Origin of the sequence: Saccharococcus thermophilus, assembly GCF_011761475.1 — a bacterium.
Classification (GTDB): domain Bacteria; phylum Bacillota; class Bacilli; order Bacillales; family Anoxybacillaceae; genus Saccharococcus; species Saccharococcus thermophilus.
In genome coordinates, this window is sequence record NZ_JAASRS010000001.1 from 2,811,675 (window position 1) to 2,837,318 (window position 25,644).

General features: G+C 43.1%; 24 protein-coding genes and 2 pseudogenes. 5 read left to right on the forward strand and 21 right to left on the reverse strand.

All coding sequences use genetic code 11. The features are described from left to right. Window positions 1-13: 13 nt before the first annotated feature. From BDD39_RS14570 to BDD39_RS14605, 8 genes and pseudogenes are all read right to left on the reverse strand, one after another. Window positions 14-289 carry an MFS transporter gene (locus BDD39_RS14570; RefSeq protein WP_208404416.1) on the reverse strand — a complete coding sequence of 92 codons (276 nt, stop codon included), beginning with the start codon at window positions 287-289 and terminating at the stop codon, window positions 14-16. Next, complete coding sequence (locus tag BDD39_RS14575; RefSeq protein ID WP_166911794.1) at window positions 286-813, reverse strand: NADPH-dependent FMN reductase; 528 nt, start codon at window positions 811-813, stop codon at window positions 286-288. The genes BDD39_RS14570 and BDD39_RS14575 overlap by 4 nt, the downstream gene beginning before the upstream one ends. 118 nt (window positions 814-931) lie before the next feature. Continuing rightward, a pseudogene (locus BDD39_RS14580) lies at window positions 932-1,054 on the reverse strand (LuxR C-terminal-related transcriptional regulator); the annotation flags it as partial. Window positions 1,055-1,080: 26 nt separating this feature from the next. Next, the gene (locus BDD39_RS14585; protein ID WP_166911796.1) at window positions 1,081-1,803 is read right to left on the reverse strand and encodes an SDR family oxidoreductase; all 723 of its coding nucleotides are present in this window, start codon (window positions 1,801-1,803) and stop codon (window positions 1,081-1,083) included. Between the two features lie 39 nt (window positions 1,804-1,842). Further along, window positions 1,843-3,591, reverse strand: a complete 1,749-nt coding sequence (locus tag BDD39_RS14590; protein ID WP_166911798.1) for a phosphohexomutase domain-containing protein — start codon at window positions 3,589-3,591, stop codon at window positions 1,843-1,845. A gap of 110 nt (window positions 3,592-3,701) precedes the next feature. Beyond that, window positions 3,702-4,112, reverse strand: a complete 411-nt coding sequence (locus BDD39_RS14595) for a CBS domain-containing protein (RefSeq protein WP_166912438.1) — start codon at window positions 4,110-4,112, stop codon at window positions 3,702-3,704. Between the two features lie 203 nt (window positions 4,113-4,315). Next, window positions 4,316-4,960: pseudogene (locus tag BDD39_RS14600) on the reverse strand (alpha-amylase family glycosyl hydrolase); the annotation flags it as partial. Next, window positions 4,959-5,357, reverse strand: coding sequence for a YhcU family protein (locus tag BDD39_RS14605; RefSeq protein ID WP_166911799.1), 399 nt, complete (start codon window positions 5,355-5,357; stop codon window positions 4,959-4,961). The gene BDD39_RS14605 and the pseudogene BDD39_RS14600, both read right to left, overlap by 2 nt. Before the next feature lie 136 nt (window positions 5,358-5,493). Here BDD39_RS14605 and BDD39_RS14610 point away from each other — a divergent pair, with 136 nt between their 5' ends. Next, window positions 5,494-6,426 carry an RluA family pseudouridine synthase gene (locus BDD39_RS14610; protein WP_166911802.1) on the forward strand — a complete coding sequence of 311 codons (933 nt, stop codon included), beginning with the start codon at window positions 5,494-5,496 and terminating at the stop codon, window positions 6,424-6,426. A gap of 36 nt (window positions 6,427-6,462) precedes the next feature. Here BDD39_RS14610 and BDD39_RS14615 read toward each other — a convergent pair whose 3' ends face one another. The 6 genes from BDD39_RS14615 to BDD39_RS14640 all read right to left on the reverse strand — a co-directional run bounded on the left by BDD39_RS14615 (window position 6,463) and on the right by BDD39_RS14640 (window position 13,049). After that, a complete protein-coding gene (locus BDD39_RS14615) occupies window positions 6,463-7,809 on the reverse strand; it encodes a hemolysin family protein (protein ID WP_166911804.1) in 1,347 nt (448 codons plus the stop codon). A gap of 66 nt (window positions 7,810-7,875) precedes the next feature. After that, complete coding sequence (locus tag BDD39_RS14620; RefSeq protein ID WP_166912440.1) at window positions 7,876-8,562, reverse strand: zinc metallopeptidase; 687 nt, start codon at window positions 8,560-8,562, stop codon at window positions 7,876-7,878. A 186-nt stretch (window positions 8,563-8,748) separates the two neighbouring features. Continuing rightward, on the reverse strand, window positions 8,749-9,576 hold the full coding sequence (locus BDD39_RS14625; RefSeq protein ID WP_166911806.1) for an aldo/keto reductase: 828 nt from the start codon (window positions 9,574-9,576) through the stop codon (window positions 8,749-8,751). Between the two features lie 100 nt (window positions 9,577-9,676). Then, window positions 9,677-10,291 carry an NAD(P)H:quinone oxidoreductase gene (gene wrbA / locus BDD39_RS14630; protein WP_166911808.1) on the reverse strand — a complete coding sequence of 205 codons (615 nt, stop codon included), beginning with the start codon at window positions 10,289-10,291 and terminating at the stop codon, window positions 9,677-9,679. Between the two features lie 300 nt (window positions 10,292-10,591). Further along, window positions 10,592-11,857, reverse strand: coding sequence for a dicarboxylate/amino acid:cation symporter (locus tag BDD39_RS14635; RefSeq protein WP_166911810.1), 1,266 nt, complete (start codon window positions 11,855-11,857; stop codon window positions 10,592-10,594). A gap of 151 nt (window positions 11,858-12,008) precedes the next feature. Continuing rightward, window positions 12,009-13,049, reverse strand: coding sequence for a DctP family TRAP transporter solute-binding subunit (locus BDD39_RS14640; protein WP_166911812.1), 1,041 nt, complete (start codon window positions 13,047-13,049; stop codon window positions 12,009-12,011). A gap of 110 nt (window positions 13,050-13,159) precedes the next feature. Between BDD39_RS14640 and BDD39_RS14645 the strand changes: the two genes are divergently transcribed. Both BDD39_RS14645 and BDD39_RS14650 read left to right on the forward strand, forming a co-directional pair. Next, on the forward strand, window positions 13,160-14,737 hold the full coding sequence (locus tag BDD39_RS14645) for an ATP-binding protein (RefSeq protein ID WP_166911814.1): 1,578 nt from the start codon (window positions 13,160-13,162) through the stop codon (window positions 14,735-14,737). Window positions 14,738-14,749: 12 nt separating this feature from the next. Beyond that, a complete protein-coding gene (locus BDD39_RS14650) occupies window positions 14,750-15,433 on the forward strand; it encodes a response regulator (protein WP_166911816.1) in 684 nt (227 codons plus the stop codon). A 20-nt stretch (window positions 15,434-15,453) separates the two neighbouring features. Here BDD39_RS14650 and BDD39_RS14655 read toward each other — a convergent pair whose 3' ends face one another. Continuing rightward, window positions 15,454-16,431: a LacI family DNA-binding transcriptional regulator gene (locus tag BDD39_RS14655; protein WP_166911818.1), complete on the reverse strand. Its 978-nt coding sequence runs from the start codon at window positions 16,429-16,431 to the stop codon at window positions 15,454-15,456. An 88-nt stretch (window positions 16,432-16,519) separates the two neighbouring features. Between BDD39_RS14655 and BDD39_RS14660 the strand changes: the two genes are divergently transcribed. Both BDD39_RS14660 and BDD39_RS14665 read left to right on the forward strand, forming a co-directional pair. Next, window positions 16,520-16,663 carry a hypothetical protein gene (locus BDD39_RS14660; protein ID WP_166911820.1) on the forward strand — a complete coding sequence of 48 codons (144 nt, stop codon included), beginning with the start codon at window positions 16,520-16,522 and terminating at the stop codon, window positions 16,661-16,663. 239 nt (window positions 16,664-16,902) lie between these two features. After that, window positions 16,903-17,661, forward strand: coding sequence for a hypothetical protein (locus BDD39_RS14665; RefSeq protein WP_166911822.1), 759 nt, complete (start codon window positions 16,903-16,905; stop codon window positions 17,659-17,661). Window positions 17,662-17,860: 199 nt separating this feature from the next. Here BDD39_RS14665 and BDD39_RS14670 read toward each other — a convergent pair whose 3' ends face one another. The 6 genes from BDD39_RS14670 to queG all read right to left on the reverse strand — a co-directional run bounded on the left by BDD39_RS14670 (window position 17,861) and on the right by queG (window position 25,641). Next, complete coding sequence (locus BDD39_RS14670; protein WP_166907890.1) at window positions 17,861-19,051, reverse strand: ISL3 family transposase; 1,191 nt, start codon at window positions 19,049-19,051, stop codon at window positions 17,861-17,863. Between the two features lie 410 nt (window positions 19,052-19,461). Continuing rightward, window positions 19,462-20,619, reverse strand: a complete 1,158-nt coding sequence (gene yhbH, locus BDD39_RS14675) for a sporulation protein YhbH (protein WP_166911824.1) — start codon at window positions 20,617-20,619, stop codon at window positions 19,462-19,464. 242 nt (window positions 20,620-20,861) lie between these two features. Next, window positions 20,862-22,757: a PrkA family serine protein kinase gene (locus tag BDD39_RS14680; RefSeq protein ID WP_166911826.1), complete on the reverse strand. Its 1,896-nt coding sequence runs from the start codon at window positions 22,755-22,757 to the stop codon at window positions 20,862-20,864. Window positions 22,758-23,076: 319 nt separating this feature from the next. After that, the gene (gene trmL / locus BDD39_RS14685; protein WP_166911828.1) at window positions 23,077-23,550 is read right to left on the reverse strand and encodes a tRNA (uridine(34)/cytosine(34)/5-carboxymethylaminomethyluridine(34)-2'-O)-methyltransferase TrmL; all 474 of its coding nucleotides are present in this window, start codon (window positions 23,548-23,550) and stop codon (window positions 23,077-23,079) included. Between the two features lie 25 nt (window positions 23,551-23,575). After that, a complete protein-coding gene (locus BDD39_RS14690) occupies window positions 23,576-24,442 on the reverse strand; it encodes an amidase domain-containing protein (RefSeq protein ID WP_166911830.1) in 867 nt (288 codons plus the stop codon). A gap of 56 nt (window positions 24,443-24,498) precedes the next feature. Continuing rightward, complete coding sequence (gene queG / locus BDD39_RS14695; protein ID WP_166911832.1) at window positions 24,499-25,641, reverse strand: tRNA epoxyqueuosine(34) reductase QueG; 1,143 nt, start codon at window positions 25,639-25,641, stop codon at window positions 24,499-24,501. Between the last annotated feature and the right edge of the window lie 3 nt (window positions 25,642-25,644).

The following is a 25,644-nucleotide window of genomic DNA, read 5'->3' on the forward strand; positions in this document are numbered from 1 at the left end:
GAAAAATCCCCATTTATCCCATCATAGCGGCAATCACCAGTCCCATTGCCTCTCCAAGCATTAACATAGCTTTTCGGGACATATGATCAATCCACATGCCGACATACGGCGTCAATAAAAACATGATGATTGTCATCGTTGTGGACATGTAGACAAACCACGTTCCTCCGTCAGGTTTTTGCACGAGCAGCCAGGGAACCGCCGTCATCGTGATTCCTGTTCCAACGGAAGAAAACAAATTCGCAACGAGCAACAAATATAACCGGCGATCCCGATACAGGCGGTTCATGGTCGCCCCCTCCACCACTTGGCTGCATTGATATAACGCTCGAGTTCGGAAAGAATATCATCCACCTGCAAAGCTGCCGGCTTCGTTAAATGATCACCAGCAAAACTAGGAGGATCTAAAACCAGCTGTTTAGGAATGGTATTCGCATGCAGGCTGCGCATCACCGTCCGCATATTGTTTAAGGCATTGATTCCACCTTTTCCTCCCCCTGCTACCGCAATAAGAGCAACTGGTTTGTGCTCAAATTGGTCGCTGCTTAAAAAATCAAGAGCGTTTTTTAACGCTCCACTCATGGCGCCGTGATACTCAGGCGAGCAAAGAATAATGCCATCTGCCTGTTGCATTTGCCGGCGCAGATGAAGGACGCCGGGCAATTCTTCTTGGTTTGCCTCCCCGTTATATAGCGGGATCGTTTCTTCGCTCAAATCAATAAGTGGCGCCCTGTATTGCCTTGCAATATGTCTAGCGACGATTCCCGTTCTCCCCGATTTGCGCGGACTTCCGTTCACGACAACGATATGCATATGATTTTCTCTCCTTTGTTCCTTGTTTTTCTGATTATAGTGTAATCAAAGGAATGGCTTCTCTCGTCGGCAAATCGGGGAATCTTTGCGTACGAAAATAGCCGGAGCCGCGATACAACTAAAGTCTGAGATGTTTTACGGCATAGAGAGCCGCTTGGGTACGATCGGCAAGATTTAACTTGGCAAGTATATTGGATACATGCGTTTTGACCGTTTTTTCCGTAATCATCAAAGACAACGCCGGCCTTCGGCATTGTCTTTTTCGCCTTATGCAATAGGATACTGTTGAATTAGCGGATGAAGGACGATTTCATCGATCAGCATATGCTTTGGAGCGCTTGCCATATACACAACCGCTTTTGCGACATCTTCGGCTTTCAGCCAATCGCGTTTTTCCGGAACGCCTTGGATCGAATTAGCAAAGTACGTATCAACCATTCCTGGGTTAATCGTACCAACGCGAATGCCGTATTTTCTTACTTCCTGCGCAAGCGAACCAGAAAAACCTTGAACAGCATATTTGGTCGCAGTGTATGCCGCTCCGTTCGGAATCGTGTAACGGCCGACATCCGAAGAAATGGTAATAATCGTTCCCGATTTCCTTTCTTTCATATGCGGAAGCACGGCTTTTACTCCGATGAACACTCCTTGAACATTAACGGCAAAAATGCGTTCCCATTCTTCAACGGTCGTTTCTTCCACTTCTTTAAAAAATCCGATTCCTGCGTTGTTGACGAGAATATCGATTTGCCCAAACGCTTGTAATACCTCTGCAACCATCTCTTGCATTTGCTGTTCATTGGCAACGTCCACTTGGAACGCCTTCACGTAAGGGAATCCTTTCTCCTTTAGCTCTTTTTCCGTCTCATAAACCCCTTCAGAACTTCCTACAAGCGCCAATTTAACTCCTTCTTCCGCCAATTGAAACACAACAGCTTTTCCGATTCCGCGCGAAGCTCCTGTGACAATCGCTACTTGGTTTGCTAGCATGTGGCATTATCCTTTCTGTACGCGTCCGTTCGTTTATGATTAAGATAGCGAAGTAGTGCCGAGAAAATGATGGACTCGTTTCATTACCGCGTTGGAAAGTTGTTGCAACTTTGCCTCACTGTCGGCTAGCGAATTCCCTTTCACGCCGAAATACACTTTGATTTTTGGCTCCGTTCCCGAAGGACGCAAGCAAAACCATGAATCATCTTCCAATACATACTTTAATACGTTGGAAGTTGGAAGGGTAATCATTGTTTTTTCGCCCGTCAACGTATGGATCCGTTCTTTCGTTTTATAATCCTCGATCACGGTTACTTTTTTTCCTGCTACTTCTGTTGGAGGGACGTTGCGGAACGATGTTAAAATTGCCTGAATCGTTTCTGCTCCTTCTTTTCCTTTTAACGTTAATGACTGCTGTCCTTCGCGATAATAGCCGTATTGGTCAAACAATTGTAGTAATCCTTCATACAAAGACATGCCCTGTTTTTTATAAAATGCGCATACTTCCGCGGCCAATACCGCTGCCTGCACCGCATCTTTGTCACGGGCAAAATCTCCGATCAAATAACCGTAGCTTTCCTCATAACCAAATTGGAACGTATATTGCCCTGTTTGTTCATATTCTTTGATTTTTTCGCCGATAAATTTAAATCCGGTTAATGTATCCACGGTATGCATCCCGAACGACTGCGCAATCGCACGCCCGAATTCGGAGGTGACAATCGTTTTTAGCACCACGCCGTTTTCCGGCAATATTCCTTTTTCTTTCTTTTGTGATAATAAATAGTGCAAGAGCAAACCGCCCGTTTGGTTTCCGGTAAGCACCACATATTCGCCTTGTTCATTTTTGACGGCAATTCCTAACCGGTCGGCATCCGGATCGGTCGCGATTAACAAATCGGCATTGACTTGTTTGCCGAGTTCTATTGCTAAGGCAAATGCTGCGTGTTCCTCCGGATTTGGCGAGGCTACGGTAGAGAAATTCGGATCAGGCTGTTCTTGCTCTTTGACGACGAAGACATTGCGGTAGCCAAGCTCCTTTAGCGCGCGGCGCACCGGCTGATTGGACGTGCCGTGCAGCGGTGTAAACACGATGTTGACATCGACTTCTTCAGCAAGTTGCGGCTGAAGGGAAATCGTTTTTACCGCGTTGATGTAGGCATCGTCCACTTCTTTGCCGATGATGCGGATGAGGCCTTTTTCTTTTAATGTTGTCTCCCCTTCTACGTAAATAGTTAGTTCGTTTTCTACTTCACTGACATAGCGAATCACCATATCGGCCGTTTCTGGAGGAAGCTGTCCCCCGTCTTCGCCGTATACTTTATATCCATTATATTCCGGCGGATTATGGCTGGCGGTAATGACAATGCCGGAAAAAGCGTGTAAATAGCGAACAGCAAACGAAAGCTCCGGCGTCGGCCGCAGTTCATCGAATACATACGTTTGAATGCCGTGAGTGGCCAACGTTTTCGCCGCTTCCATCGCAAATTCCCGCGACTTATGCCGCGAATCATAGGCAATGACCACACCGCGTTTTTTCGCTTCTTCGCCAAACGATTCTATGTACCGCGCCAGCCCTTCTGATGCTTTCCGTACGGTATAGATGTTCATCCGGTTTGTGCCCGGACCGATTTCTCCGCGCATGCCGCCAGTGCCAAATTCTAAATCTTTATAAAAGCTATCCTCGAGCCACTTTAGATCGTCTTGACGTTCTTGCAATAAACGCTTTAATTCTCCGTCTAACTGCTCGTATGCCATCCATTGCTCATATTTGCTTTTCCAATCCACGGCAACATCCCTCCAAATCAATACGTTCTTTTTATGTATTCGTTATCATCATACAATATACCTTCGAAAAGAAAAAGGATGTCTCAAAAAAAGAGACATCCTTCCTTTTTTTACCCTTGTGGCTGCGATGGCTCAGAAATGTTTGTCAATGCTTGTCCTGCCGCTTGATCGGAAGCGCTGTTTGTCGCAATATCACCTAAAGCGACAATTCCTTGAATTTGGTTATTTTCGACAATCGGCAAACGACGAATTTGATGTTGCGCCATCACATTTGCTGCCTCTTGCACGCTCATATTCGGCGTACCAGTGACCACGCGATTGGTCATTATTTCCGATACAGGAGTGGAAGCCGGATCTTTTCCTTGCGCCGACGTACGCAACGTAATGTCACGGTCGGTAATCATTCCTTTTACTTGCCCGTTTTCCACTACTGGAAGCGCGCCGATATTTTTTTGGCTCATGATTTGCGCAGCTTCTTGCACCGTTTGGTTAGGAGAAACTGTCGCTACATTTTTCGTCATAACGTCTTGAACTTTATTGCTGTTGTTATTCAATGTGATCCTCCCCTTTCACCGATTATTGTGGCCGATTTGCGGGAGGATATAGGTAGAAAATATTGTTTGTATCGCTTTGTATTGGCATCGGAAAAAAGAAACGTTTTATGACAAATGGATTTTATACACGCGCGCTTCCCATGGACGCAAGCGAATTTCTGTCAGCTCCTCTTTCCTCCAGGCCCTGAATCTAAACCGACATGCTTGAATTGAAACACCATGTTTAACTCATGACGGGATGGGTCGGTATATAAAATGCCTTCTTTCGGTGTCACTCCTGGCGTTTCTCCAACAGTCATAATATCATACTTCGATAACACTTCGCGTTGCATTTCCTGCAAAAATTCATGCACGCGCGGACCATTCCTATAATATCGGCTTCCTGAAGCGTGTTTTTTTCCTCTTTGCGGTTTTCCGTCCGGTAATTCAGGAACTTTTGAAATCATATTAATGACATCCATGCGGAAGCCGTCGACGCCTTTATCAAGCCAAAACTTCATCATCTCATACACTTCGCGTCGCACTTTCGGATTTTCCCAATTTAAATCAGGCTGTTTTTTTGAAAAAAGATGCAAATAATATTCTCCCGTCGTTTCATCATATTCCCAAGCTGAACCACCAAAATTTGACTCCCAGTTATTCGGTTCTTTTCCGTTTTTCCCAGGCCGCCAAATATAATAATCGCGATATGGATTGTCTTTGGATTTTCTTGATTCGATAAACCATGGATGCTCATCTGACGTATGATTGACGACTAAATCCATCACTAACTTGATTCCTCGTTTGTGCATTTCTGCAAGCATTTCTTCCCAATTACATTAACCATTTGCCCGGCGATGGAAAATACGCGCTGCACGGGTAGCGCCGTTTGTTCGCAAACTGCTCAATCATAAACGGAAATGTAATGCCGTGCCGCCTAAGAATGTCGATATTTCGTTCAAATAAGTAACGGTACCGCTCACAATCGCCGCTTTCTCCAATATGTTCAATAATCGTAATCAATGATTGCAGAGCGGAAATAATTTGAAACGCTTCCTTCATCGTTCCATTATATGTAACATGTTCTCCATCGAGCGAAAGAATTTGCAAATTTTCAAACTCTTGAATCTGTTCGTCGGGAAAATAATACGGAAAAATGTTGGTGTAAAAATAATGAACTAAATAATTCATATATTCTTCTTGTTCCTTGGTTACGGCGTAAACAATTTTCAATGTTCATACCACCTTTTCACTCCATAACGCTTGCGCTCTATGCGAATAAAGAGATACTATGAGTGTATCATACATTACGCATGCATAGAGATAGAAAGTGTTTCCACGCTATTGAAAATTTGGAGTGAGGCAAACGATGTGGTCAAAAAAAGGTGACTGGTTGGAATGTATCATTCCTTCGGTTTGGAAAGGACTTACGATTGAGTCATTGCTAAAGGAAGTATGGTACACGTCAAAAAAATTTGCCCATCAGCTGCGCATGGAAAAAGGAGTCAAACTAAACGGAAAAGAAGTGGCATGGCAAACGCCGCTGCAAGAAAATGACCGTTTGCAGCTCTATCTTTATAAACCTGAGCATTCCGCTATTCTTCCTGAATATCGGGAGCTCTCCGTTTTATGGGAAGATGAACATCTGTTGATTATTAATAAAGACGCTGGAACGGACATCCATCCTTCCGAACCTTCTCAAACGGGTACGTTAGCGAACGCGGTTGCTTTCCATCTGCAGGCGCAAGGAATTTTCACGAAAGTGCGTCATATCCACCGCTTAGACCGTGATACATCGGGAACGATTTTGTTTGCTAAACATATGCTTGCCGGAACGACGCTGGATCAAATGCTCGAAAAACGGGAAATTAAACGAACATATGTAGCGCTCGTCCATGGACTAGTAAAAAAGCAATCCGGAACGATATCCGCCCCGATCGGGCGCGACCGCCATCACCCGACAAGACGGCGTGTGTCCAAAACGGGGGCAAAGGCGGTAACACACTATCGCGTCTTACATACGTTTCCGGACACACAAACGTCGCTCGTGGAGCTTTCCCTTGATACTGGACGCACACATCAAATCCGCGTCCATATGAGTTACATCGGCCATCCATTGGTCGGAGATGTTTTGTACGGCGGAAAAGAAACATTTCATCGCCAAGCGCTCCATGCGGTGAAATTGTCGTTTTTCCATCCCTTTATCAATGAACCGGTTTCCTGCCTCGCCCCCGCTTATGACTTTCCCGTTGACCTCGCATCGTTTTATGATCTTGACCTCGCATCGTTTTATGATCGTTAACAAAAAAAGGCAGACGTTCTACCTCTGACGTCTGCCTTACAAGTGTAATTTCTCCTTTTCATTAAGCTCATCGTCTGTTATTTCTTCTGTTTTCTCCTGTTTTACCACTTCTACCGTCTTTACATGATGTCCGTCCATCTCTTTTACCGTAAACAAATAGTCATCAATTTCCACGCTGTCGCCTGCTTTAATATCATAATGCTTCGTTAAAATCCAACCGCCTATCGTATCGACATCATCATCATCAATGGAGAGCCCAAACAAATCATTGACTTCGCTAATCAGCACTTTTCCGTCGAGAATCGTATGTGTTTCATCGACTTTTTGGATCAACGGAATTTCATCTACATCAAATTCGTCTTGAATTTCCCCAACAATTTCCTCTAAAATATCTTCGACCGTGACAAGTCCTGATGTACCGCCGTATTCATCGACTAAAATCGCCATATGGATGCGTTCCTTCTGCATTTTCACCAGCAAATCATGGATAGCAATCGATTCAATCACCTGAATGATGGGGCGGATATAATCTTTCATTTGTTTTTCTTCGGATGGATTGGTTACCAAGTCCGTAAACACTTCTTTAACGTTAATCAGCCCTAACACATGGTCTTTATCGCCATCAATAACCGGGTAGCGAGTATATTTTTCTTCCTTGATGATTTCCAAATTCTCTTTTACGCTTTTGTTGATATCCAAGGCGACAATTTCCTTGCGCGGCACCATGATTTCTTTCGCCACGCGATCGTCAAAGCGAAAAATATTATTGACATAGCGGTATTCCGACTGGTTGATTTCGCCGCTTTTATAACTTTCCGATAAAATAAGGCGCAGCTCTTCTTGAGAATGAGCAAGGTCATGCTCTGATGCCGGTCGCAGCCCAAACAGTTTAGTGACGAAACGGGACGTGGAATTTAACGTCCAAATAATTGGATACATCACTTTATAAAACAAAATAAGCGGCTGTGCCGTGAATAACGCAAGCGATTCCGCTTTATGAATAGCGAACGTTTTCGGAGCCAACTCCCCAAGTACTACTTCAAGAAAAGTAATCGACGAAAATGCGATCACGAAAGATAACACTTGCGCAAGCGATGCCGACAGACGGAGACGTTCAAACAGCGGCGTTAATATATGCTCTACAGTTGGTTCACCGAGCCAACCAAGAGCCAATGAAGTAATGGTAATGCCTAATTGAGTAGCGGATAAATAACCGTCAAGGTTGGAAATAACCTTTTTGGCAGCAATCGCCCGTTTATTTCCTTCGCTCACTAGTTGATCAATGCGCGAACTGCGAACCTTTACAATCGCAAATTCTGAAGCTACAAAAAAAGCGGTACATGCAATAAGCACTGCCACTAAAAATAAACTGGCTATGTCCAACTGGTTTCCGGACGCGAGTCCCGCGCCCGGATCACACCTCCTACAGACAAGTTTAAGTTCATTCCGTTATTCTTCATTATTACTTTGCGTAAAAATTAACACGTATTTTAACAATTCTAACACGGAAATGAGCGTTGCTGCCACATACGTCAGTGCAGCCGCCCCTAGTACTTTATTGACGCCGCGCTTTTCATCCGAGTAAATAATCCCTTCGGCTAACATAAATTTTTTCGCCCGCGAGCTTGCGTTAAACTCTACAGGCAACGTAATGACTTGAAAAGCAACGGCAAAGGAGAAGAAAATAATCCCTAAGCCAATCAGCGAAAATTGATGAAGCAAAAATCCGATCAGCAATAAAAACGGCGCCACTCCGGATGCAAAGTTTACGATTGGAAACATGCGATGGCGGAGCACTAGCGCACCGTACGATTGCTGATGTTGCACCGCATGGCCGACCTCGTGCGCGGCTACCGAAATCGAAGCAATAGAGCGGCCATAATATACCGGTTCCGACAAGCGGACCACACGCGAGATCGGATCATAGTGATCCGTTAGTCTTCCCGGGATCACCTCTACCGGTACATCATAAAGACCGTTGCGATCTAAAATCATCCGTGCCACTTCCGCTCCCGATAATCCAGAAGAAGCCGGAACTTGAGACCAAGTGTTAAAGTTGCTTGATACTTTCAATTGCGCCCATAGCGAAATGCCAAACGCAATGAGAATGAAAAAATCCATCGGATGGAATAGCAGCATGACAGCCCCCTCCGTTATTTCTGCATCATAAAAAATGTTTATACTAATATTTATTGTACTTTACCGGCGATTCATACGTCAAACAATCCAATTTACAGGCAACTATAGAGTCTACATGCATAAACAATGGAGTTTTGCAAAAAAGGACTTTCCCCGCAATGGAAAAGCCCCTTTTTCTCATTATTAAAAATCGAAGTTATCCGGATCTGGACCGATTCGTTTGTTCATGTTGAGCGCGTCGATTTTCGCCATTTCTTCAGCGGTTAACGCAAAATCAAAAATATCCGCGTTTTCTTTAATGCGCGCTGGCGTTACGGATTTTGGAATGGTGACGACTTCGTTTTGCAAATCCCAGCGCAACACGACTTGAGCAGGCGTTTTTCCATACTTTTTGCCAATTTCAACAATCGTCGGTTCCTGTAAAATTTCCCCTCTCATCAGCGGCGACCATGCTTCAAGCTGGATGCCATGCTGCTTGCAAAAAGCATGAAGCTCTTTTTGTGTCAAACGCGGATGATATTCCACTTGGTTGACCATCGGTTTAATTTCGCAATCGGCCATTAAGTCTTCTAAATGATGGATTTGGAAGTTGCTTACACCGATCGCCCGCACACGCCCATCTTTATACAATTTTTCTAATGCTTTATATGTTTCTTTATATTTCCCTTTGACCGGCCAATGTACTAAATATAAGTCAACATAGTCAAGACCTAACTTTTTCAGGCTTGTTTCAAACGCTTTTAAAGTTGTTTCGTATCCTTGGTCGGAATTCCATACTTTTGTCGTAATAAATAATTCCTCACGCGGAATCCCTGATTCACGAACCGCTTTTCCTACCCCTTCTTCATTTTGATAAAATGCCGCTGTATCCACATGGCGATATCCAATTTCCAACGCGGTACGCACCGCATTGATTACTTCTTCTCCCTCTTTTACTTTATAAACCCCAAGTCCAAGCCACGGCATTTGCACCCCATTATGTAATGTCACTCGGTCTTGCAAATGTTTCATCTTTCCTCTCCCTTTCTCCAGTTTATTTAATTTTATTATGTTGGTGCAGGAAGAAGAATGCAACCATATGCAAAAAAAAGATGAGGGAAGACCTCATCTTTTATTGCTGCATTCCGTTTTTCACCCATTGCGCAACTTGAACAGTACGGCGCGCTTGATGTTTCACGGCTGCCTCTACATCTTCTACCATTTTTCCATTTTGATCGACCGTTACACTCGTTCCGTACGGATTTCCACCTGCCGCGAAAATAGACGGATCCGTATATCCAGGCGCTACTACGATCGCACCCCAGTGGTACATTGACGTATATAGCTGCAAAATGGTTTGTTCTTGGCCGCCATGAGCGTTTCCTGCGGATGCCATTGCGCTAACCACTTTATTAGCAAGCTTTCCTTGTGCCCATAATCCGCCAGTTGTATCTAAAAATTGTTTTAATTGGGAAGGTATATTGCCAAAGCGAGTCGGCACGCTGAAAATAATTGCATCCGCCCACTCAAGATCGGCTAACGTAGCTGTCGGAACATCTTTCGTTGCCTCTACATGCGCTTTCCACGCTGGATTCGATTCAATTGCTTCTTTTGGCGCAAGTTCAGGAACTTTGACTACTTTTACTTCCGCGCCTGCTTCTTTCGCCGCTTCTTCTGCCCATTTTGCTAATTGATAGTTCGTACCTGTAGAGCTGTAATAAATGATCGCCAATTTTACATTCGCCATGATGCCTTCTCTCCTTTGTACAATTTTTCGCTCTCTGTGCGTTTGGCAGTCTTGTTGGAACTTTCCAAATAGTAATTTGTCCGGTTTTTTTCTTTCATTCATTCTTCCTTTAAGACTGTCAAAATATTTAATTAATAAATCTTGAATTCGAGATTTATTATATAAAAATTTTGGGTTTATTGTCAACAACAAAAAAGGATGCTTTCCTGCCATTGGCTGGAAAAACCCCCTCCTCTTTCGTTCGCTATGAAAGCGAAAGGGATAACCCGTCGGCAGAAAAGCATATAGAATACTGTCTGTTTACTTGGCAATGATCATCTCTGTTCTTTCTGTGCTCTGTTCTTCAGAAGGATGGAATTCATTTTCCATTTTGGAAACAACAACTGTTGCTACTGCATTACCAATAATGTTCGTAATGGCGCGCGCTTCCGACATAAAGCGGTCAACACCGAGCAACAAAGCGATTCCTTCTACTGGAATCATTGGGAAGGCGGCCAGCGTTGCAGCAAGTGTAATAAATCCTGAACCTGTCACTCCCGCTGCACCTTTGGAAGTAAGCATTAAAATTCCGAGCAACGTAAGCTCTTGCCAAATACTTAAATCAATACCGTAAGCTTGCGCAATAAACATAGCTGCCATCGAAAGATAAATAGACGTTCCATCCAAGTTAAATGAATATCCAGTCGGCACAACAAGCCCGACAACCGATTTCGAGCAGCCGTATTTTTCAAGACGTTCCATCAACCTTGGCAGTGCCGATTCCGAAGAAGAAGTGCCAAGCACAAGCAAAATTTCTTCTTTGATATAAGCAATAAATTTAAAAATATTAAATCCATAAAACTTGGCGATCACACCTAACACACCAAAGATAAACAATGCCATCGTAATATATACAGAACCCATTAATTTTCCTAACGATACCAACGAACCGATTCCAAACGTGCCAATCGTATACGCCATCGCGCCGAACGCAGCAATTGGCGATACTTTCATGACCATATTAACAACACCGAAGAAAATATCTGCTAAACGTTCAAATAATGCGATAACCGGTTTTGCTTTTTCCCCTAATCCCGCCGCAGCAAGACCGAATAGGACGGCAAAGAATAAAATCGGCAATAATTCGCCTTTCGCTAACGCTCCAACGACGTTATCCGGAATGATATTGAGCAAAAATTCAATAACGCCATGATTTACTTCTTCCGCCTGTTTCGTATATTGCGATATATCGCCGCCTTTTACGGCATGGATATTAAACCCTACCCCTGGTTTAATCACATTGACAACAATAATTCCGATCGCTAGCGCAAACGTCGTGACGATTTCAAAATAAATGAGCGCTTTTCCCCCAATGCGGCCAACCTTTTTCAAATCCCCCATGTTTCCGATTCCGATGACAACCGTGAAGAAAATAATCGGCGCAATCACCATTTTAATTAGCTTAATAAATGCATCCGCCAGCACTTTCAATTTTGCGCCAAATTCAGGGAATAAAAAACCAACGATAATTCCTAATATAATTCCAAGAATGACTTGCACGGTTAAGTTTTTAAACTTGCTCCGCATTTCTCCCCTCTCCTTTCGTTGTCTTGATAACGCTTTCAAATATCATGTTACTGTAATGTTCAGAAAATAAAAATATTATGGTAATAATGGTCTTTTTGGTCTTTTTGGTCTTGCAAAAAAGCGGCCCTATGTTGAAAGGCCGCTTTCCGTTTTATTTTTGTTGGATTTCACGAAGCAGTTTGTCGCCAAACTCTTCCTTAAACTGCTGATACAACGGGGCAAATTTCTTCTTCCATTTCTCTTTTTCCTCGTTTGACAACTCATAAATATAGACATTCCTATTTTTCTTCATTTTTTCCAACTGCAGTTCATTTTGTTTTTGCGATTCGCGCAAATTCCATTTTGTTGTTTCTTGAATAGCTTCGGTTATTTTTTGCTGAATATCTTTCGGCAAGCTTTCCCAAAATGATTTATTCATCATCACCGCATAACCCAGATACCCATGATTGCTGATCGTTATATATGGCTGGAATTTGTAAAAGTCTTTTGAGTAAATATTGGAAATGGTGTTTTCTTGCCCATCAAACTCGTGCTTTTCTAAAGATCGGTACACGTGGTCAAAAGGAACAGCAATCGGTTCGCCGCCTAACAAACGAAATTGTTTTTCAATCACTGCGCTCGGCATGATGCGAAAGCGCAGTCCGCGAAAATCGTCAAGATGAATGAGCGGGTGGGTCGTGCTCATCATTTGCTTAAACCCGTTGCTCCACAACGCTAATCCTTTAATTCCTTTTTGGTCTAGCATTGCCAAAAGCTGCGCTCCGACCTCTCCAGTAAACGTCCGTTCCACATCGCTGTAATCATGAAATAAGAACGGCAAATCTAGCACTTGCCATTCAGGAATTAATTCCGTTACTTTGGAAAACGAAGGGGCAATCATTTGCACGTCTCCGCGCAACAATGCATCGATTTCCTCGTCATCGGAATACAACGAGCCGTTCGGGAATACTTCTACTTTTACCCGTCCATTCGTCTTTTTCTCTACCAGCTCAGCAAACTTTTGCGCTGCCAGTCCCTTCGGAGTATCTTCTGCCACTACGTGGCTAAAATAAATGACAATTTGTTTTTTCAACCCTTTTTGCTCATCGTCATACACTATATTTTCTTTATGAAAATGTTGCGTTTCTAGCCACACGACGCTGACGATGCAAAACGGCAAAATCAGAAACGCCAACCACCATCGCTTTTTCATTTTCCACACCGTTTCCGAGATTGTTTTATTCAAATTTTATCATATTGTTGTGAAAATGCTAAAATAAATACAAATATATTCATCCTTTGCCGCAAAAGAGGTCTAGCACAATGCATCGGTTATCGATCCGTTGGAAAATTACGATCTTAATTTTCTTTATCGTCAGTTTCTCCTTGCTGTTAAGCGGGATATTTGTTATCGGTGATTTCTTCCATACGAAAGAAGAAGAACTGCAGCAACGCGCCTTGTTAACCGCACGTACGGTATCGGAACTGCCTGAAATTAAATCGCATATAGTGGGAAGCAAAAAAGAACGCGCTTCGATCAACATCATTGTCGAACGCGTCCGCATTATTCACAACGCCGACTATATTGTTGTGCTCGATATGAATAAAATCCGGCTTTCCCACCCGATCCCATCAATGATTGGCCGTGTTTCTCACGGCGCTGATGAAGGACCTGCCTTCGCCGAACATACTTACACATCGAAAGCGCGCGGCGAAATTGGCACCGTCATTCGTGCATTCGTCCCGATTATGAGTCAAGATCACCAACAAATTGGGGTCGTGATCGCCGCGTACCGGCTGCCAACCTTTTTTGAAGCGATCGGTGCTGTAAAGGAAGAAATTTTCATTACGATAAGCCTTTCTTTATTGATTGGCGGTATTGGCGCTTGGTTGCTTGCTTCTCATATCAAGCGGCAAATGTTTCAGCTTGAACCGCATGAAATTGCCAAGCTCCTTGTCGAGCGTACCGAAGCATTTAACGCCATGCATGAAGGAGTCATCGCGATCGATAGTGATGAAAAAATTACGATTTTTAATGACCGGGCTAAACGGATGTTTGGCATCGAAGGAGACGTTATCGGTAAACCAATTCGTGCTATTATTCCAGACACACGTCTACCTGAAATATTAGAAATTAATCAACCTATTTATAACAAAGAATTACAAATAGGAAACTTAACGATTTGGAGCAATCGCATTCCAATTAGAGTAAACGGCAAAACAGTTGGTGCCATCGCTATTTTCCAAGATCGTACCGAAGTGAAGAAACTGGCCGAAGAGTTGACAGGTGTTAAAGCGTTTGTCAATGCCTTGCGTGTACAAAACCATGAATATATGAATAAACTACATACGATCGCCGGATTAATTCAATTAGGATATCAAGAAAAAGCGCTTGAATACGTATTTCAAGTGACAGAAGAACAGGAAGAACTGACCCGGTTTTTAAGCAAACATATTAAGGACGAAAGTATTTCCGGTCTTCTTCTTAGCAAAATCCGGCGCGGCAAAGAACTAGGCATTCGCGTCATCATCGACCGTCATAGCCGCCTGCACGCCTTTCCGGCTGCGCTAGACCATCATGATTTCGTCGTGATTCTCGGAAATCTAATTGAAAACGCATTTGAATCTTTTCGCGGCATTACCGATAGAGAAAAAGAAATATACGTCAGTATCGAACAAAATGACGAAATTTGCTCTCTCTCAGTCGAGGACAACGGCCAAGGCATTGAAGAAGAACATCTCGATCGTATTTTCGAAGAAGGGTTTTCAACGAAAGGCAAAAATGGGCGAGGCCTCGGTTTATATTTGGTAAAACATATTGTAGAAAAAGGAAAGGGGCATATTGAGGTAAAATCGGAAAAAGGAAAAGGAACCATTTTTACGATTACTTTTGACATGTAGGGAGGGGGAAAAATGCATCGCGTACTGCTTATTGAAGACGATCCGATGGTACAGGAAGTAAACCGTCAGTTCATCGAACAAGTGAAAGGGTTTCATGTGATCGGCATCGCTGGAAATGGTATGGAAGGGATACAATTAATTCGCGCACTTCATCCCGATTTAGTGATTATCGATATTTACATGCCTCACAAGGATGGTCTTGAAACATTGAAAGAAATTCGTTCCGAAGGATATGAAGTCGATGTCATTGCCATCACCGCAGCAAGTGACATCGATACCGTACGCCGTGTATTGCAAAACGGCGCTTTTGACTACATTATGAAACCGTTTAAATTTGAACGCCTCAAACAGGCGCTCGAAAATTACCATGCCTTTCGCCAAACGTTAGCCGAAAAAGAAACGCTAACCCAGAAAGAGTTGGATGCTCTTTTGCAAACGGCGGAACAGCAAACATCTACGCCGCACTATGAACTGCCAAAAGGCTTAAACGAAGTGACATTGCAAAAAATCGTACATTATCTCCAAAAACAAACAAGCCCGGTTTCCGCGGAAGAAGTGGCCGAAGGAGTCGGTATCGCGCGAGTAACAGCACGCCGTTATCTAGAATACTTAGAAAAGAAAGGGAAAGTCACTCTCGACGTTCAATATGGCGGAATTGGACGCCCAGTAAACCGATACATAATGAAACACATATAAGGGAAACAGCTGCCATGTTCTTATACCGATGAGCGTTCCATGAAACGGACAGGCAGTTTTTCCTTTTTCTTCACGATATTCCCCGTTTCGATGTAATGATAAATGAGACGAAAGGCCTTCGTTCCCATCAACGCAAGCGGCAACTCCATTGTTGTGATCTGAAGCGGTTCCGAAATTGGGTGATTATCAAAACTGACAATCGCAAGATCACCAGGGATCTTCACCCCTTCTTTTCTCCCCCACAACACAATGCCTGCCGCCACTTGGTCGCTCGATACAAGCAGCGCGCTCGGCTTTTCGGACATCCCTATCCATTGCTGGATCACCCGCTTTCCGTCTTCGACGTATAAACAATGATCAAAAATCCACTCTTTTCGCGGCTCGACGCCAACTTGCCGCAGCGTGTCATAATATGCCGTTTCCCGAGCTTTGCTGTTTGTCCCTGTCGTTCTTCCAATGCAATAACCGATGTGCCGATGCCCTTTCCGAATTAAATAGCGCAACGCCTTAGCAAACGCTTCATAATGGTCAATGTAGACGGACAAAAAATCTTGATCGCCGACATCCTCGCATAAAACAATCGGTCCATCTTCCTTATACTGTGCAATGATTTCCCAGCCTGCCACATGCGAACAAACAATCAGCCCGTCCACTTGTTTCATCCGCATCATCTCAAGCGCCTCTAATTCTTTTTCCACATCATAATTCGTTTGAAATAACAAAAGGTGGTACCGGTGACGAAGCGCCTCTTTTGATATTCCCTCCAATACGGCGCCGAAATACGGGTGATTCACGTAGGGAAGCATGACCCCAACAATCGACGTTTTTCCTTTCGCTAAATGAACCGCATTAATGTTTTTCGTGTAATTTAATTTTTCTACCGCTTCCCATACCGCATTTCTTTTCTCTTCCCGCACGTAAGGATAGCCGTTTAGCACTCTTGACACCGTTGCCACGGAAACCCCTGCTTCTTTGGCGATTTCGCGGATATTTGCCATCTTATCACCTTTTTTCAAAAAACTATTGTATTGAAACGCGTTTCATACATTATTGTATCCTCAAACAACATAAAGGAGGAAAAAAACAATGATAAGCGGAATATTGTCGATTTTGTTTCTATGCGCGGTGGAATGGATTGGAGCCTATATAGCTTTAGAAGCCAATCCCAAAGCAAAGCGGGAATATTATAATAAAAACGATCCATTTAAAACATTGTTCATGCAACAGTAGAACTTCGTAAAAACTATGGACAGACGTATGGAATAAAAGCAGCGATGGTGGAGGCGTCAATGACTTTTGCAATCTATTCGCAGCGATTGTAAAAAAATTATGCATGACACAAACGCGTTCCCTTGCACTACTAATCTCTAATTAATTATTGTAGCAAAAAACATTTATCGCCTTAACATTCCTCCTTCATGATTCGAACTGGTATAATAAGTGATATATAATGTAAGGGGGAATGATGGATGAAATTAACTTGGAAACCATTGATAACTGCCATCACGGTGATCGCTCTTGTTTCAGGATGCGGAACGAAAGAAACAAACGAAGTAAAACAACCGAATCCTTCTAATAACGGCACAAACCAAACGGAAACGACGCAATCGAATCATACAGAGCAATCAAAGACAGCACAACCTTCTTCTAAAAACGAAAACAGCACCTCCAAAAACGGTGCCGCTAATGCAAAAGAAAACAAACAACAAGAAGCGCGTCCTTCCGAAATGCAATTATCTTATATGGCTGATGGAAAAGAAGTGAAAGAAACTGCTTCTTTAAAAACAAGCGACAACCAAGGCTTTTCCTTATATGTACTAAAAGGTTGGGAGCTTGACGCCGAAGAGCCGCATTCCGATGTGTTAATGCAAAATAACAGCTTGGTCAGAATCCGCCTCCTTCATGCGGAAGGGAACGGAATAGATTATGCGAAACTAGCTGAAGAACAAGCACAGGCAGTGTCTTCCGATGCCGTTCGCCAGGACAGCGCAAATCTTCCAGAACCATTGAAAGGAGCCGCTTGGTATACAGCACACTCGGAAAACATGACGGTTCATGTCATCGCTGCAAGCAGCCCTGTTCCTATGCTGGTGACGATTCAAACGCCAAAAGACAAAGAAGAGCTTGCGCCTGCTTTAGCAATGATTGAAACGATACGAAAAACGGATTCAGCAAAGCCAGACGGAGAAGCGGCAGACTCCAATGAATCTACCAGCTCGTCCAATTGAATACTTTTTTGGGTCTTCACCATTTTCTGTGATTTCTACTCAATCCTAGAAACATGTTAGCTGGATGAAATAGGTTCATCAGTCAGTATCCTTCTTCCGCATACAGACCACGAAGTTGGTAGAATGGAAACAGTCAAGTGCTTTCCTTGACGGGTTCCATTCTACCAACTATCATACCGATAGCGGAAGAAGGGAGCGCTTAAGCAGCCTGACTACCTGTAGTGTTCCCTGTACACTCCAGAAATACACGCAAACGAAACCGTTCTAGATTTCGATAGCCATATGCCCGGCGTTTGATGTTTTTGATCTTGTGATTCGTCCCCTCGATCCGGGCATTTGTATATGGGCACAAAAAGTAGGAAAGAATAGGCTCCTTCCACCTTTCAAGCGTGTTGGCTGCTTCCTGAAAAGAAGCAAAAGGGCTCTGTTTGGCTAACTTAATCCATTCTTCCAAGCGTTCCTTTGCTTCGTTATATCCATCGGTTCGGTAAAAATCCCGAAACAACTCTTTCAGATAATAAGCAATGGAAAGTGCCGGATACTCCTCCAAGATATCGTCTAATCGAAGCCGTTGGTCCTTACGAAGCTTTTCACATCCTTTTAAGAGAAGATATCGAGCCTTTTTCAATGGAGAAAATTCCTTTCTTGCTTGATCCAAGGCTTGTGTCACTTTTTGAACCACATGGTACTTATCGATGACAATCGAAGCAGATGGAAACAGGGCACGAACCGCCTTATGATAAGGTTCCCACATGTCAAGAATCACCGTTTGGACCATTTCTTTCGACAGGACATTTTGGCTCAACAAGTTGATGGCGGAGTCACATTGGCGATCGGCATGCATTCCCATGACCGATCCGGCTTTGGCATCCATCAATACGGTTTCATACTGATGTCCCTTTTTTACCGCGATTTCATCTAAGCTAAGCACCATCCCTTCCTGAAAAGATGCCCCCTTTGCTGCTTGGCGCTCTTTTGCTTTTTTCGATGCGATGGAGTAATAGATGCGTTCCAATGTCGTATATGGGATGCGGTGCTTTCGGCTAACCTCTTGAATGGTGGAGCCTTCACAAAGTTCATACAAGTACTCACAAAATCGATTGGTGTAGTGTTGATTGGGTGGAATCGATTCCAAAGAGGCGGAAAACACTTGGGAACAATTCCAGCACCGATAGCGCTTTACCTTTACGAACAAGTACACCGGTTGATGGAAAATCGCCAAATCCCGTACTTTTCTTGTCCGTCTGTCGTGGACAGAGGAAGTGGCAAACCCACAATGAGGGCAACGTTCCTGTGTCTCTGTTTTCTCTACATGAATCGCATAACCATAGGAAAGAAGTTCTTGTTTAATAACTTTAAATTCTGGCAATCCTAGTGGTATAGAAAGCACTTACGAGACCTCCTTAATGTTTATTTCACCGCTAACATTATTGCCAGGATCTCGTCAGTGCTTTCTCTTTTTTGTCACTAAATCACAAAATTTGGTGATGAACCACTTTTTTTAAAAAGAAAATGTGTCCCGTTTCTGTACGCAAACGGGACCTTTTCTTATGTCAGCAAACCTTGAACCGTATAACCATAGAAAAGAAGTTCTTGTTTAAGAATTTTAAATTCTGGTAATCCTAGTGATATAGAAAGGAGACTTCCTTAATGTTTGTTTTGTCGCTAACATTATTGCCAGGATCTTGCCAGTGCTTTCTCTTTTTTTGTTCTGTTTTGGTGTCAGGAACAGTGTGATTCGCCATCCTTAAATCAAAGTCCAATCAAAAGAAAAATCTCCTATCATCTGTTCGTAGGAGATTATACAAATTGCATACTTTCTTCTTTGCGAAAGAACGTTTTCATCGCATGAAATACATCAGATTTTTGTTTGAGAACATAATAGCGGAATTTTTCATCTTTAATGTTTTTGTAAGCAGACATTAGTGTTGAATGGCGATTGTACTGGTTTACCTCGCCATACCCAAACATATTGGACACTTCCATTAGTTCTTGAACAAGTTTGACACAACGAGCGTTATCCGATGTTAAGTTATCTCCATCAGAAAAGTGGAACGGATAAATATTATAGCGCAATGGTGAATATTGCGTTTCAATCAGCTCTAACGCTTTTCGATAGGCGGAGGAACAAATCGTACCGCCGCTCTCCCCTTTGGTGAAAAATTCATCCTCGGTAACTACTTTTGCCTCCGTATGATGTGCAATAAATACGATTTCTACGGTTTCGTATTTTGTACGTAAAAAGCGGGTCATCCAGAAGAAGAAGCTGCGTGCCATATATTTTTCCCATAATCCCATGGAACCGCTCGTATCCATCATCGCAAGAACAACTGCTTTCGACTCTGGTTTTACCACTTCATTCCACGTTCTAAATCTTAAATCTTCACGATAAATCGGATAAAAACTTGGATTGCCATTCATCGCATTTCTCTTAAATGCGGCGAGCATCGTTCGTTTTTTATCGATATTCCCTGTTAAACCAGTACGGCGAATATCATTAAATTCGATGTGTTGTACAACGTTTTGATCCGCTTCTTTTCTTTTTAAATTCGGCAGCTCTAATTGGCTGAACAGCGCTTCCTCCAATTCCATCAGCGATACTTCTGCTTCATAATAGTCTTGACCTGGCAAGTCGCCAGCTTCTTGCCCTTTTCCAGGTCCCTGTCCCTCCCCAGCTCCTTCTTTTGCCACCACGTCGCCAACTTGGCTGTCTCCATCCCCTTGGCCGACATGTTTATTTTTCTCATAGTTATAACGAATTTTATATTCATCTAAAGAACGGATTGGAATTTTAATCACGTCGCGTCCGTTTGACATAATAATGCTTTCTTCGGTAATTAAATCCGGCAAATTATTTTTAATCGCTTCCTTGACTTTTTCTTGGTGACGCTTTTGATCATCATGTCCTTTCCGGTGGAGGGACCAGTCTTCTTTCGATACAACAAAGTTTCCTTTCATTTTTTCCCCTCCTCATCCAAAATAATTTTCACACTTTTTTCTTTTCAGCATATACTGATGTTGGCGTCAAAAAACATAATGGATAAGTGACAGTTTGTTTACTCTATCCTATGCAAAAAATCAAAATAATTGACAAATTATTACGAAAGTTACAAACTCAATTTTAAGTGGACAATCCCGATTTCTTCTGCATTTATGTCAAAATGAGGTGCAAAAAAGCATGCCTAATGGCTTTAGGCATGCTAGCGGTTTAACAGGCTGCCAACATAGCGGAGCAGTTCATTGGCAGACGTGGAATTATAGCCATATTCATCAATCAAGCGTGCCACAACCTCATTAATTTTCTTTAACTGTTGCTCATCTGGAGTTTTTGTAGAAGTGGTGATTTTTACAATATCTTTTAAGTCAGCAAATAATTTCTTTTGAATCGCTTCCCGCAGCCGTTCATGTGAATTGTAATCAAATCTTTGCCCTTTCCGTGCATAGGCAGAAATACGAATCAAAATTTCTTCCCGGAATGCCTTTTTCGCATTTTCGGAAATGCCGATTTGCTCTTCGATCGAACGCATCAGCTTTTCATCTGGATTCATTTCCTCGCCTGTCAATGGATCGCGCAGCTTCGTTTTATTGCAATATGCCTCTACATTATCCAAGTAATTGTCCATCAATGTTTTCGCCGACTCTTCATACGAGTAGACAAATGCTTTTTGCACTTCTTGCTTCGCAATTTCATCATATTCCTTTCGCACGAGTGAAATAAAGTTCAAATACCGCTCTTTATCCTCTTTCGAAATGGATGGATGCTGGTCAAGCCCCTCTTTGAGCGAGCGCAGTACATCTAGCGCATTAATCGATGGAACTTCTTTGCGAATGATGCAGGCGGAAATCCGGTTAATGACGTAGCGAGGATCAATTCCGCTCATTCCTTCATCCGGATGTTCTTTTTTCAATTCCTCGACATCAACTTCATTAAATCCTTCGAGCATTTCCCCGTCATACAGACGCATTTTTTTGATGAGATCGACATCCGGCCGTTTCGATTCTTTTAATCTTGTTAAAATCGTAAACATAGCGGCAATTCGCAGCGTATGCGGAGCAATGTGCACATCGGCGACATCGCTTTCGCGAATCATTTTTTCGTAAATCCGTTCCTCTTCCGATACGCGCAAGTTATACGGAATCGGCATGACAATAATCCGTGAATGAAGCGCTTCATTCTTTTTATTGGCGATAAACGAGCGATATTCCGTTTCGTTCGTATGGGCGATAATCAATTCATCAGCGCTTATTAACGCAAATCGTCCTGCTTTGAAATTTCCTTCCTGCGTTAAGGAAAGCAAATGCCAGAGAAACTTTTCATCACACTTTAACATTTCTTGAAATTCCATAATTCCGCGATTAGCTTTATTTAGCTCTCCGTCAAACCGATAAGCTCGTGGATCTGATTCTGAACCATATTCGGCAATGGTAGAAAAATCAATGCTTCCTGTAAGATCCGCAATATCCTGGGATTTCGGATCCGATGGGCTGAACGTCCCGATGCCAACGCGTTTATTTTCCGAGAAGAAAATTCTCTCTACCATGACATCTTCAATACGCCCGCCATATTCTTTTTCCAATCGCATCATGTTCAATGGTGAAAGTTCTCCTTCAATGCGGATCCCATATTCCCTATAAAAATCGTCACGTAAATGATGGGGAATTAAATGAAGCGGATCTTCGTGCATCGGGCAGCCTTTAATCGCATATACGGCACCGCGTTCTGTTTTCGAATACTCCTCTAGCCCCCGTTTTAGCAATGTAACAAGCGTTGATTTTCCACCACCGACAGGTCCCATTAGTAACAAAATCCGTTTGCGCACATCCAACCGTTTTGCCGCTGGATGGAAATATTCTTCCACCAGACGTTCGAGCGCTTCTTCTAATCCAAACAATTGATTGCTGAAAAATTTATACCGTTTTCTTCCGTTTACTTCCTCTACTCCTGCATCTTTAATCATATTATAAACGCGTGAATGTGCGGACTGAGCAATCCAAGGCTTTTCTTTCAAAATCTCTAAATACTCCGCAAACGTTCCTTCCCATCTTAACCGCTCTTCTTCTTCCCGATATCGTGCAATTTTCTTTAAAATATCCATAAAGGACCTCCTTATCCTTGATGTCTAACAGCAGGATTATTACAATGTATGCAAGGATGTCCTGTATCATTCGTTGCAAAAAAAATTTTGTCACATGGTTCCAACCGTGCTTCCATTCACAACGCTTGTCATATTCGCTATAATGAGAGATGGAGCCATCATTTCATAAAGGAGGAAGCAGGGATGCGTACATTGCTTGTATTAGGCGTCATGATCGCTTTCTTAACTGCCATCTTTACAGCTGGTTATGAAGATAAGCCAGGCGTAAAAAATTAACGCGGAAAAAAACGACCTCCGTTTCAGAAGGTCGTTTTTTTCATTAAAATAAACCGTTAAATTTTTGCTGGCGCAATGCTTCATACACCAAAATCGCCGCTGTATTGGATAAATTTAAGGAGCGGACTTTGTCGTTCATTGGAATGCGCAGGCAACGATCCATATTCGCCTCCAGCAAATCTTTCGGCAATCCCGTCGTTTCCCGGCCAAACACAAAGAAAAGATCTTTTTCGGTATCGCTAAAATCAAAGGAATCATAGTATTTTTTGCCAAACTTCGTAATAAAGTAAAATTCTCCGTGCGGATACTGTTCAAATAACTCATCTAATGAATCATAATAAGAAATATTAACATATGGCCAATAGTCGAGCCCTGCACGCTTTAGCATTTTATCATCCGTTGAAAAGCCGAGCGGACGAATCAAATGAAGCGCTGTGTCTGTTGCTGCACAGGTACGGGCGATATTTCCCGTATTTGCTGGAATTTCTGGCTGGTACAATACTACATGTAGTGGCATAGTTGCTTCACCTCAAACGATTTGATTATTTTCGGTCGATAATATGAAAAAACTTGTAGCGAATCTTTGGTGTGTACGCACTAGAATCTTCGTACGACCAGTAACGCATGCGGCTGTTGGTAGTATGTGCATTTACTAGCGGCATCCCATCTTTATCCTTCGCCACAACGATCGTCGAATGATCAAAACGGCCGTCCCCTTGAAAATCATAACAAATAACATCTCCAGCCATCAATTGTTCTGGTGACGATACTTCAACCGCTTGTAATCCAACACGTGATCCGCTTAAGTACCAACGGAAAGAATTTGCCACCGCCCAACTATAGCTCCAATTGTTGTTTTTGCACCACCATCCTTTGGCGCGATTTGGATATCCAGTCATCGGCGCTCCACCTGCGTATAAACATTGGGAAATAAAATTCGTGCAATCTACCTCAAACCGTGGAAACGCTGGATTGTAGTTGTTCCACCATGTTTCCGCATAACGCACCGCCTTTGCCCGATTATATTCATACGAAATTCGTTCATCCACTGGCATCTCGCGTTCTAAACGCGGAGAATCCATTCTCTCATCCGCTTTGCTCACCTTTTCATCCTTTATTAATTCTCCGTGCATAAAATACGCCTGTCTTTCCTCTATTTGCTCCTCCACATACATCTTGCTGCCATGCTTGATCAAAAACTGATAATGTGCGAGATAAGTAAGCCTTGCTTCGTTTTCCATTACATGCCTGCCTACAACTTGGCAATGGATCGTACAACGAACCATTTCCGCCCCGCGTTTTTCACATAGCTGCCGTTTTCTCTCCACCGCTTCTTCCATCATATCGTCCCTTATGGAAACAAATAGCTGCGCCCGCTTTGTAAGCAAATGTTGTAGTTGCTTTTTCACGCCGCTCCCCACTTTCTTTTTTTACTACCTTATGTGACGGAGGAGCGAAATTTTCCCTATTCTTTCGATGCTTGCAACAATTGCAGTCCTTTTTCTATTTCGGCAAGAACTTCCGGGTCTGTTTCTGTTTGGCTCGCTTCTTGTAAATCCACAATTACGCTTGTATCGCCAATTTTTCCGAGCGCCCATGCTGCCGTACCGCGAATGACCGGACGGCTGTCTTCTCTTAATAACTTTAACAAATGCGGGATAGCTGTTTTATCCTTATAATGTGCTAAAGCTAAAATGGCATTGCGTTGAATCGGTTTTTTCCCGCGCCACGATCCGGCAATCGGACCAAATTTTTCTTTAAATTCGCGGTTGCTGATATGCAAAAGCGGGATTAGCTTTGGTTTTGCTACTTCCGGATCTGGTTCCATCTCTGGGTGTAAGTGAAAATCTTTTCCCTTATTTTCCGGACAAACCATTTGGCACGTATCGCATCCATATAAACGGTTTCCAATTTTATCGCGAAACTCATCGGCTAAAAAGCCTTTCGTTTGCGTTAAAAATGCGATGCATCGCTGCGCATTTAACTGTCCGCCTTGCACAAGCGCTCCTGTCGGGCAAGCATCAATACACTTTGTGCACGTACCGCAGCGGCTCTCAATCGGTTCATCGGGGGGAAATGGAATATTGGTAATCATCTCTCCTAAATAAACAAAGGAGCCAAACTCGGGAGTAATAATGGAACAGTTTTTCCCGCTCCAGCCAATCCCTGCGCGCTCGGCAACAGCGCGGTCTGCCAGTTCCCCCGTATCTACCATGGATTTGACGCGGGCCTGTGGTACTTTTTCCAAAATAAATGCTTCTAATTTTTCAAGACGCTCCCGCAAAATATCGTGGTAGTCCTTCCCCCATGATGCCCGGCAAAAAATTCCTCTTCTTTCCGTCCTCGTGCCGCGGGGAGCGTTTTTCATTTTCGATGGATACGCCAAAGCAATGGCAATAATCGACTTTGCTTCCGGCAAAAGCAAGGAAGGATTTGTTCTCTTTTCAATATCCGGCTCTTCAAATCCCGATTGATATCCTAATTCCTGCTGGCGGCGTAACCGCTCCTTTAGCTCCACAAACGGATCTGCGCTGGCAAAGCCGATTTTATCAATTCCAATTGTTTTGCTATATGCAATAATCTCCTGTTTAAGTGCCACCACATTCATCGC

What these genes read in the sequence shown, in the direction of transcription:
- BDD39_RS14645 (WP_166911814.1), top strand. Translation starts at nt 13,160, where the DNA reads ATGCATCGGTTATCGATCCGTTGGAAAATTACGATCTTAATTTTCTTT.
- BDD39_RS14595 (WP_166912438.1), bottom strand. Translation starts at nt 4,112, where the DNA reads ATGACGAAAAATGTAGCGACAGTTTCTCCTAACCAAACGGTGCAAGAA.
- BDD39_RS14650 (WP_166911816.1), top strand. Translation starts at nt 14,750, where the DNA reads ATGCATCGCGTACTGCTTATTGAAGACGATCCGATGGTACAGGAAGTA.
- yhbH (WP_166911824.1), bottom strand. Translation starts at nt 20,619, where the DNA reads ATGAAAGGAAACTTTGTTGTATCGAAAGAAGACTGGTCCCTCCACCGG.
- trmL (WP_166911828.1), bottom strand. Translation starts at nt 23,550, where the DNA reads ATGCCACTACATGTAGTATTGTACCAGCCAGAAATTCCAGCAAATACG.
- BDD39_RS14625 (WP_166911806.1), bottom strand. Translation starts at nt 9,576, where the DNA reads ATGAAACATTTGCAAGACCGAGTGACATTACATAATGGGGTGCAAATG.
- BDD39_RS14640 (WP_166911812.1), bottom strand. Translation starts at nt 13,049, where the DNA reads ATGAAAAAGCGATGGTGGTTGGCGTTTCTGATTTTGCCGTTTTGCATC.
- BDD39_RS14585 (WP_166911796.1), bottom strand. Translation starts at nt 1,803, where the DNA reads ATGCTAGCAAACCAAGTAGCGATTGTCACAGGAGCTTCGCGCGGAATC.
- BDD39_RS14570 (WP_208404416.1), bottom strand. Translation starts at nt 289, where the DNA reads ATGAACCGCCTGTATCGGGATCGCCGGTTATATTTGTTGCTCGTTGCG.
- BDD39_RS14635 (WP_166911810.1), bottom strand. Translation starts at nt 11,857, where the DNA reads ATGCGGAGCAAGTTTAAAAACTTAACCGTGCAAGTCATTCTTGGAATT.
- queG (WP_166911832.1), bottom strand. Translation starts at nt 25,641, where the DNA reads ATGAATGTGGTGGCACTTAAACAGGAGATTATTGCATATAGCAAAACA.
- BDD39_RS14610 (WP_166911802.1), top strand. Translation starts at nt 5,494, where the DNA reads ATGTGGTCAAAAAAAGGTGACTGGTTGGAATGTATCATTCCTTCGGTT.
- BDD39_RS14680 (WP_166911826.1), bottom strand. Translation starts at nt 22,757, where the DNA reads ATGGATATTTTAAAGAAAATTGCACGATATCGGGAAGAAGAAGAGCGG.
- BDD39_RS14660 (WP_166911820.1), top strand. Translation starts at nt 16,520, where the DNA reads ATGATAAGCGGAATATTGTCGATTTTGTTTCTATGCGCGGTGGAATGG.
- BDD39_RS14575 (WP_166911794.1), bottom strand. Translation starts at nt 813, where the DNA reads ATGCATATCGTTGTCGTGAACGGAAGTCCGCGCAAATCGGGGAGAACG.
- BDD39_RS14665 (WP_166911822.1), top strand. Translation starts at nt 16,903, where the DNA reads ATGAAATTAACTTGGAAACCATTGATAACTGCCATCACGGTGATCGCT.
- wrbA (WP_166911808.1), bottom strand. Translation starts at nt 10,291, where the DNA reads ATGGCGAATGTAAAATTGGCGATCATTTATTACAGCTCTACAGGTACG.
- BDD39_RS14655 (WP_166911818.1), bottom strand. Translation starts at nt 16,431, where the DNA reads ATGGCAAATATCCGCGAAATCGCCAAAGAAGCAGGGGTTTCCGTGGCA.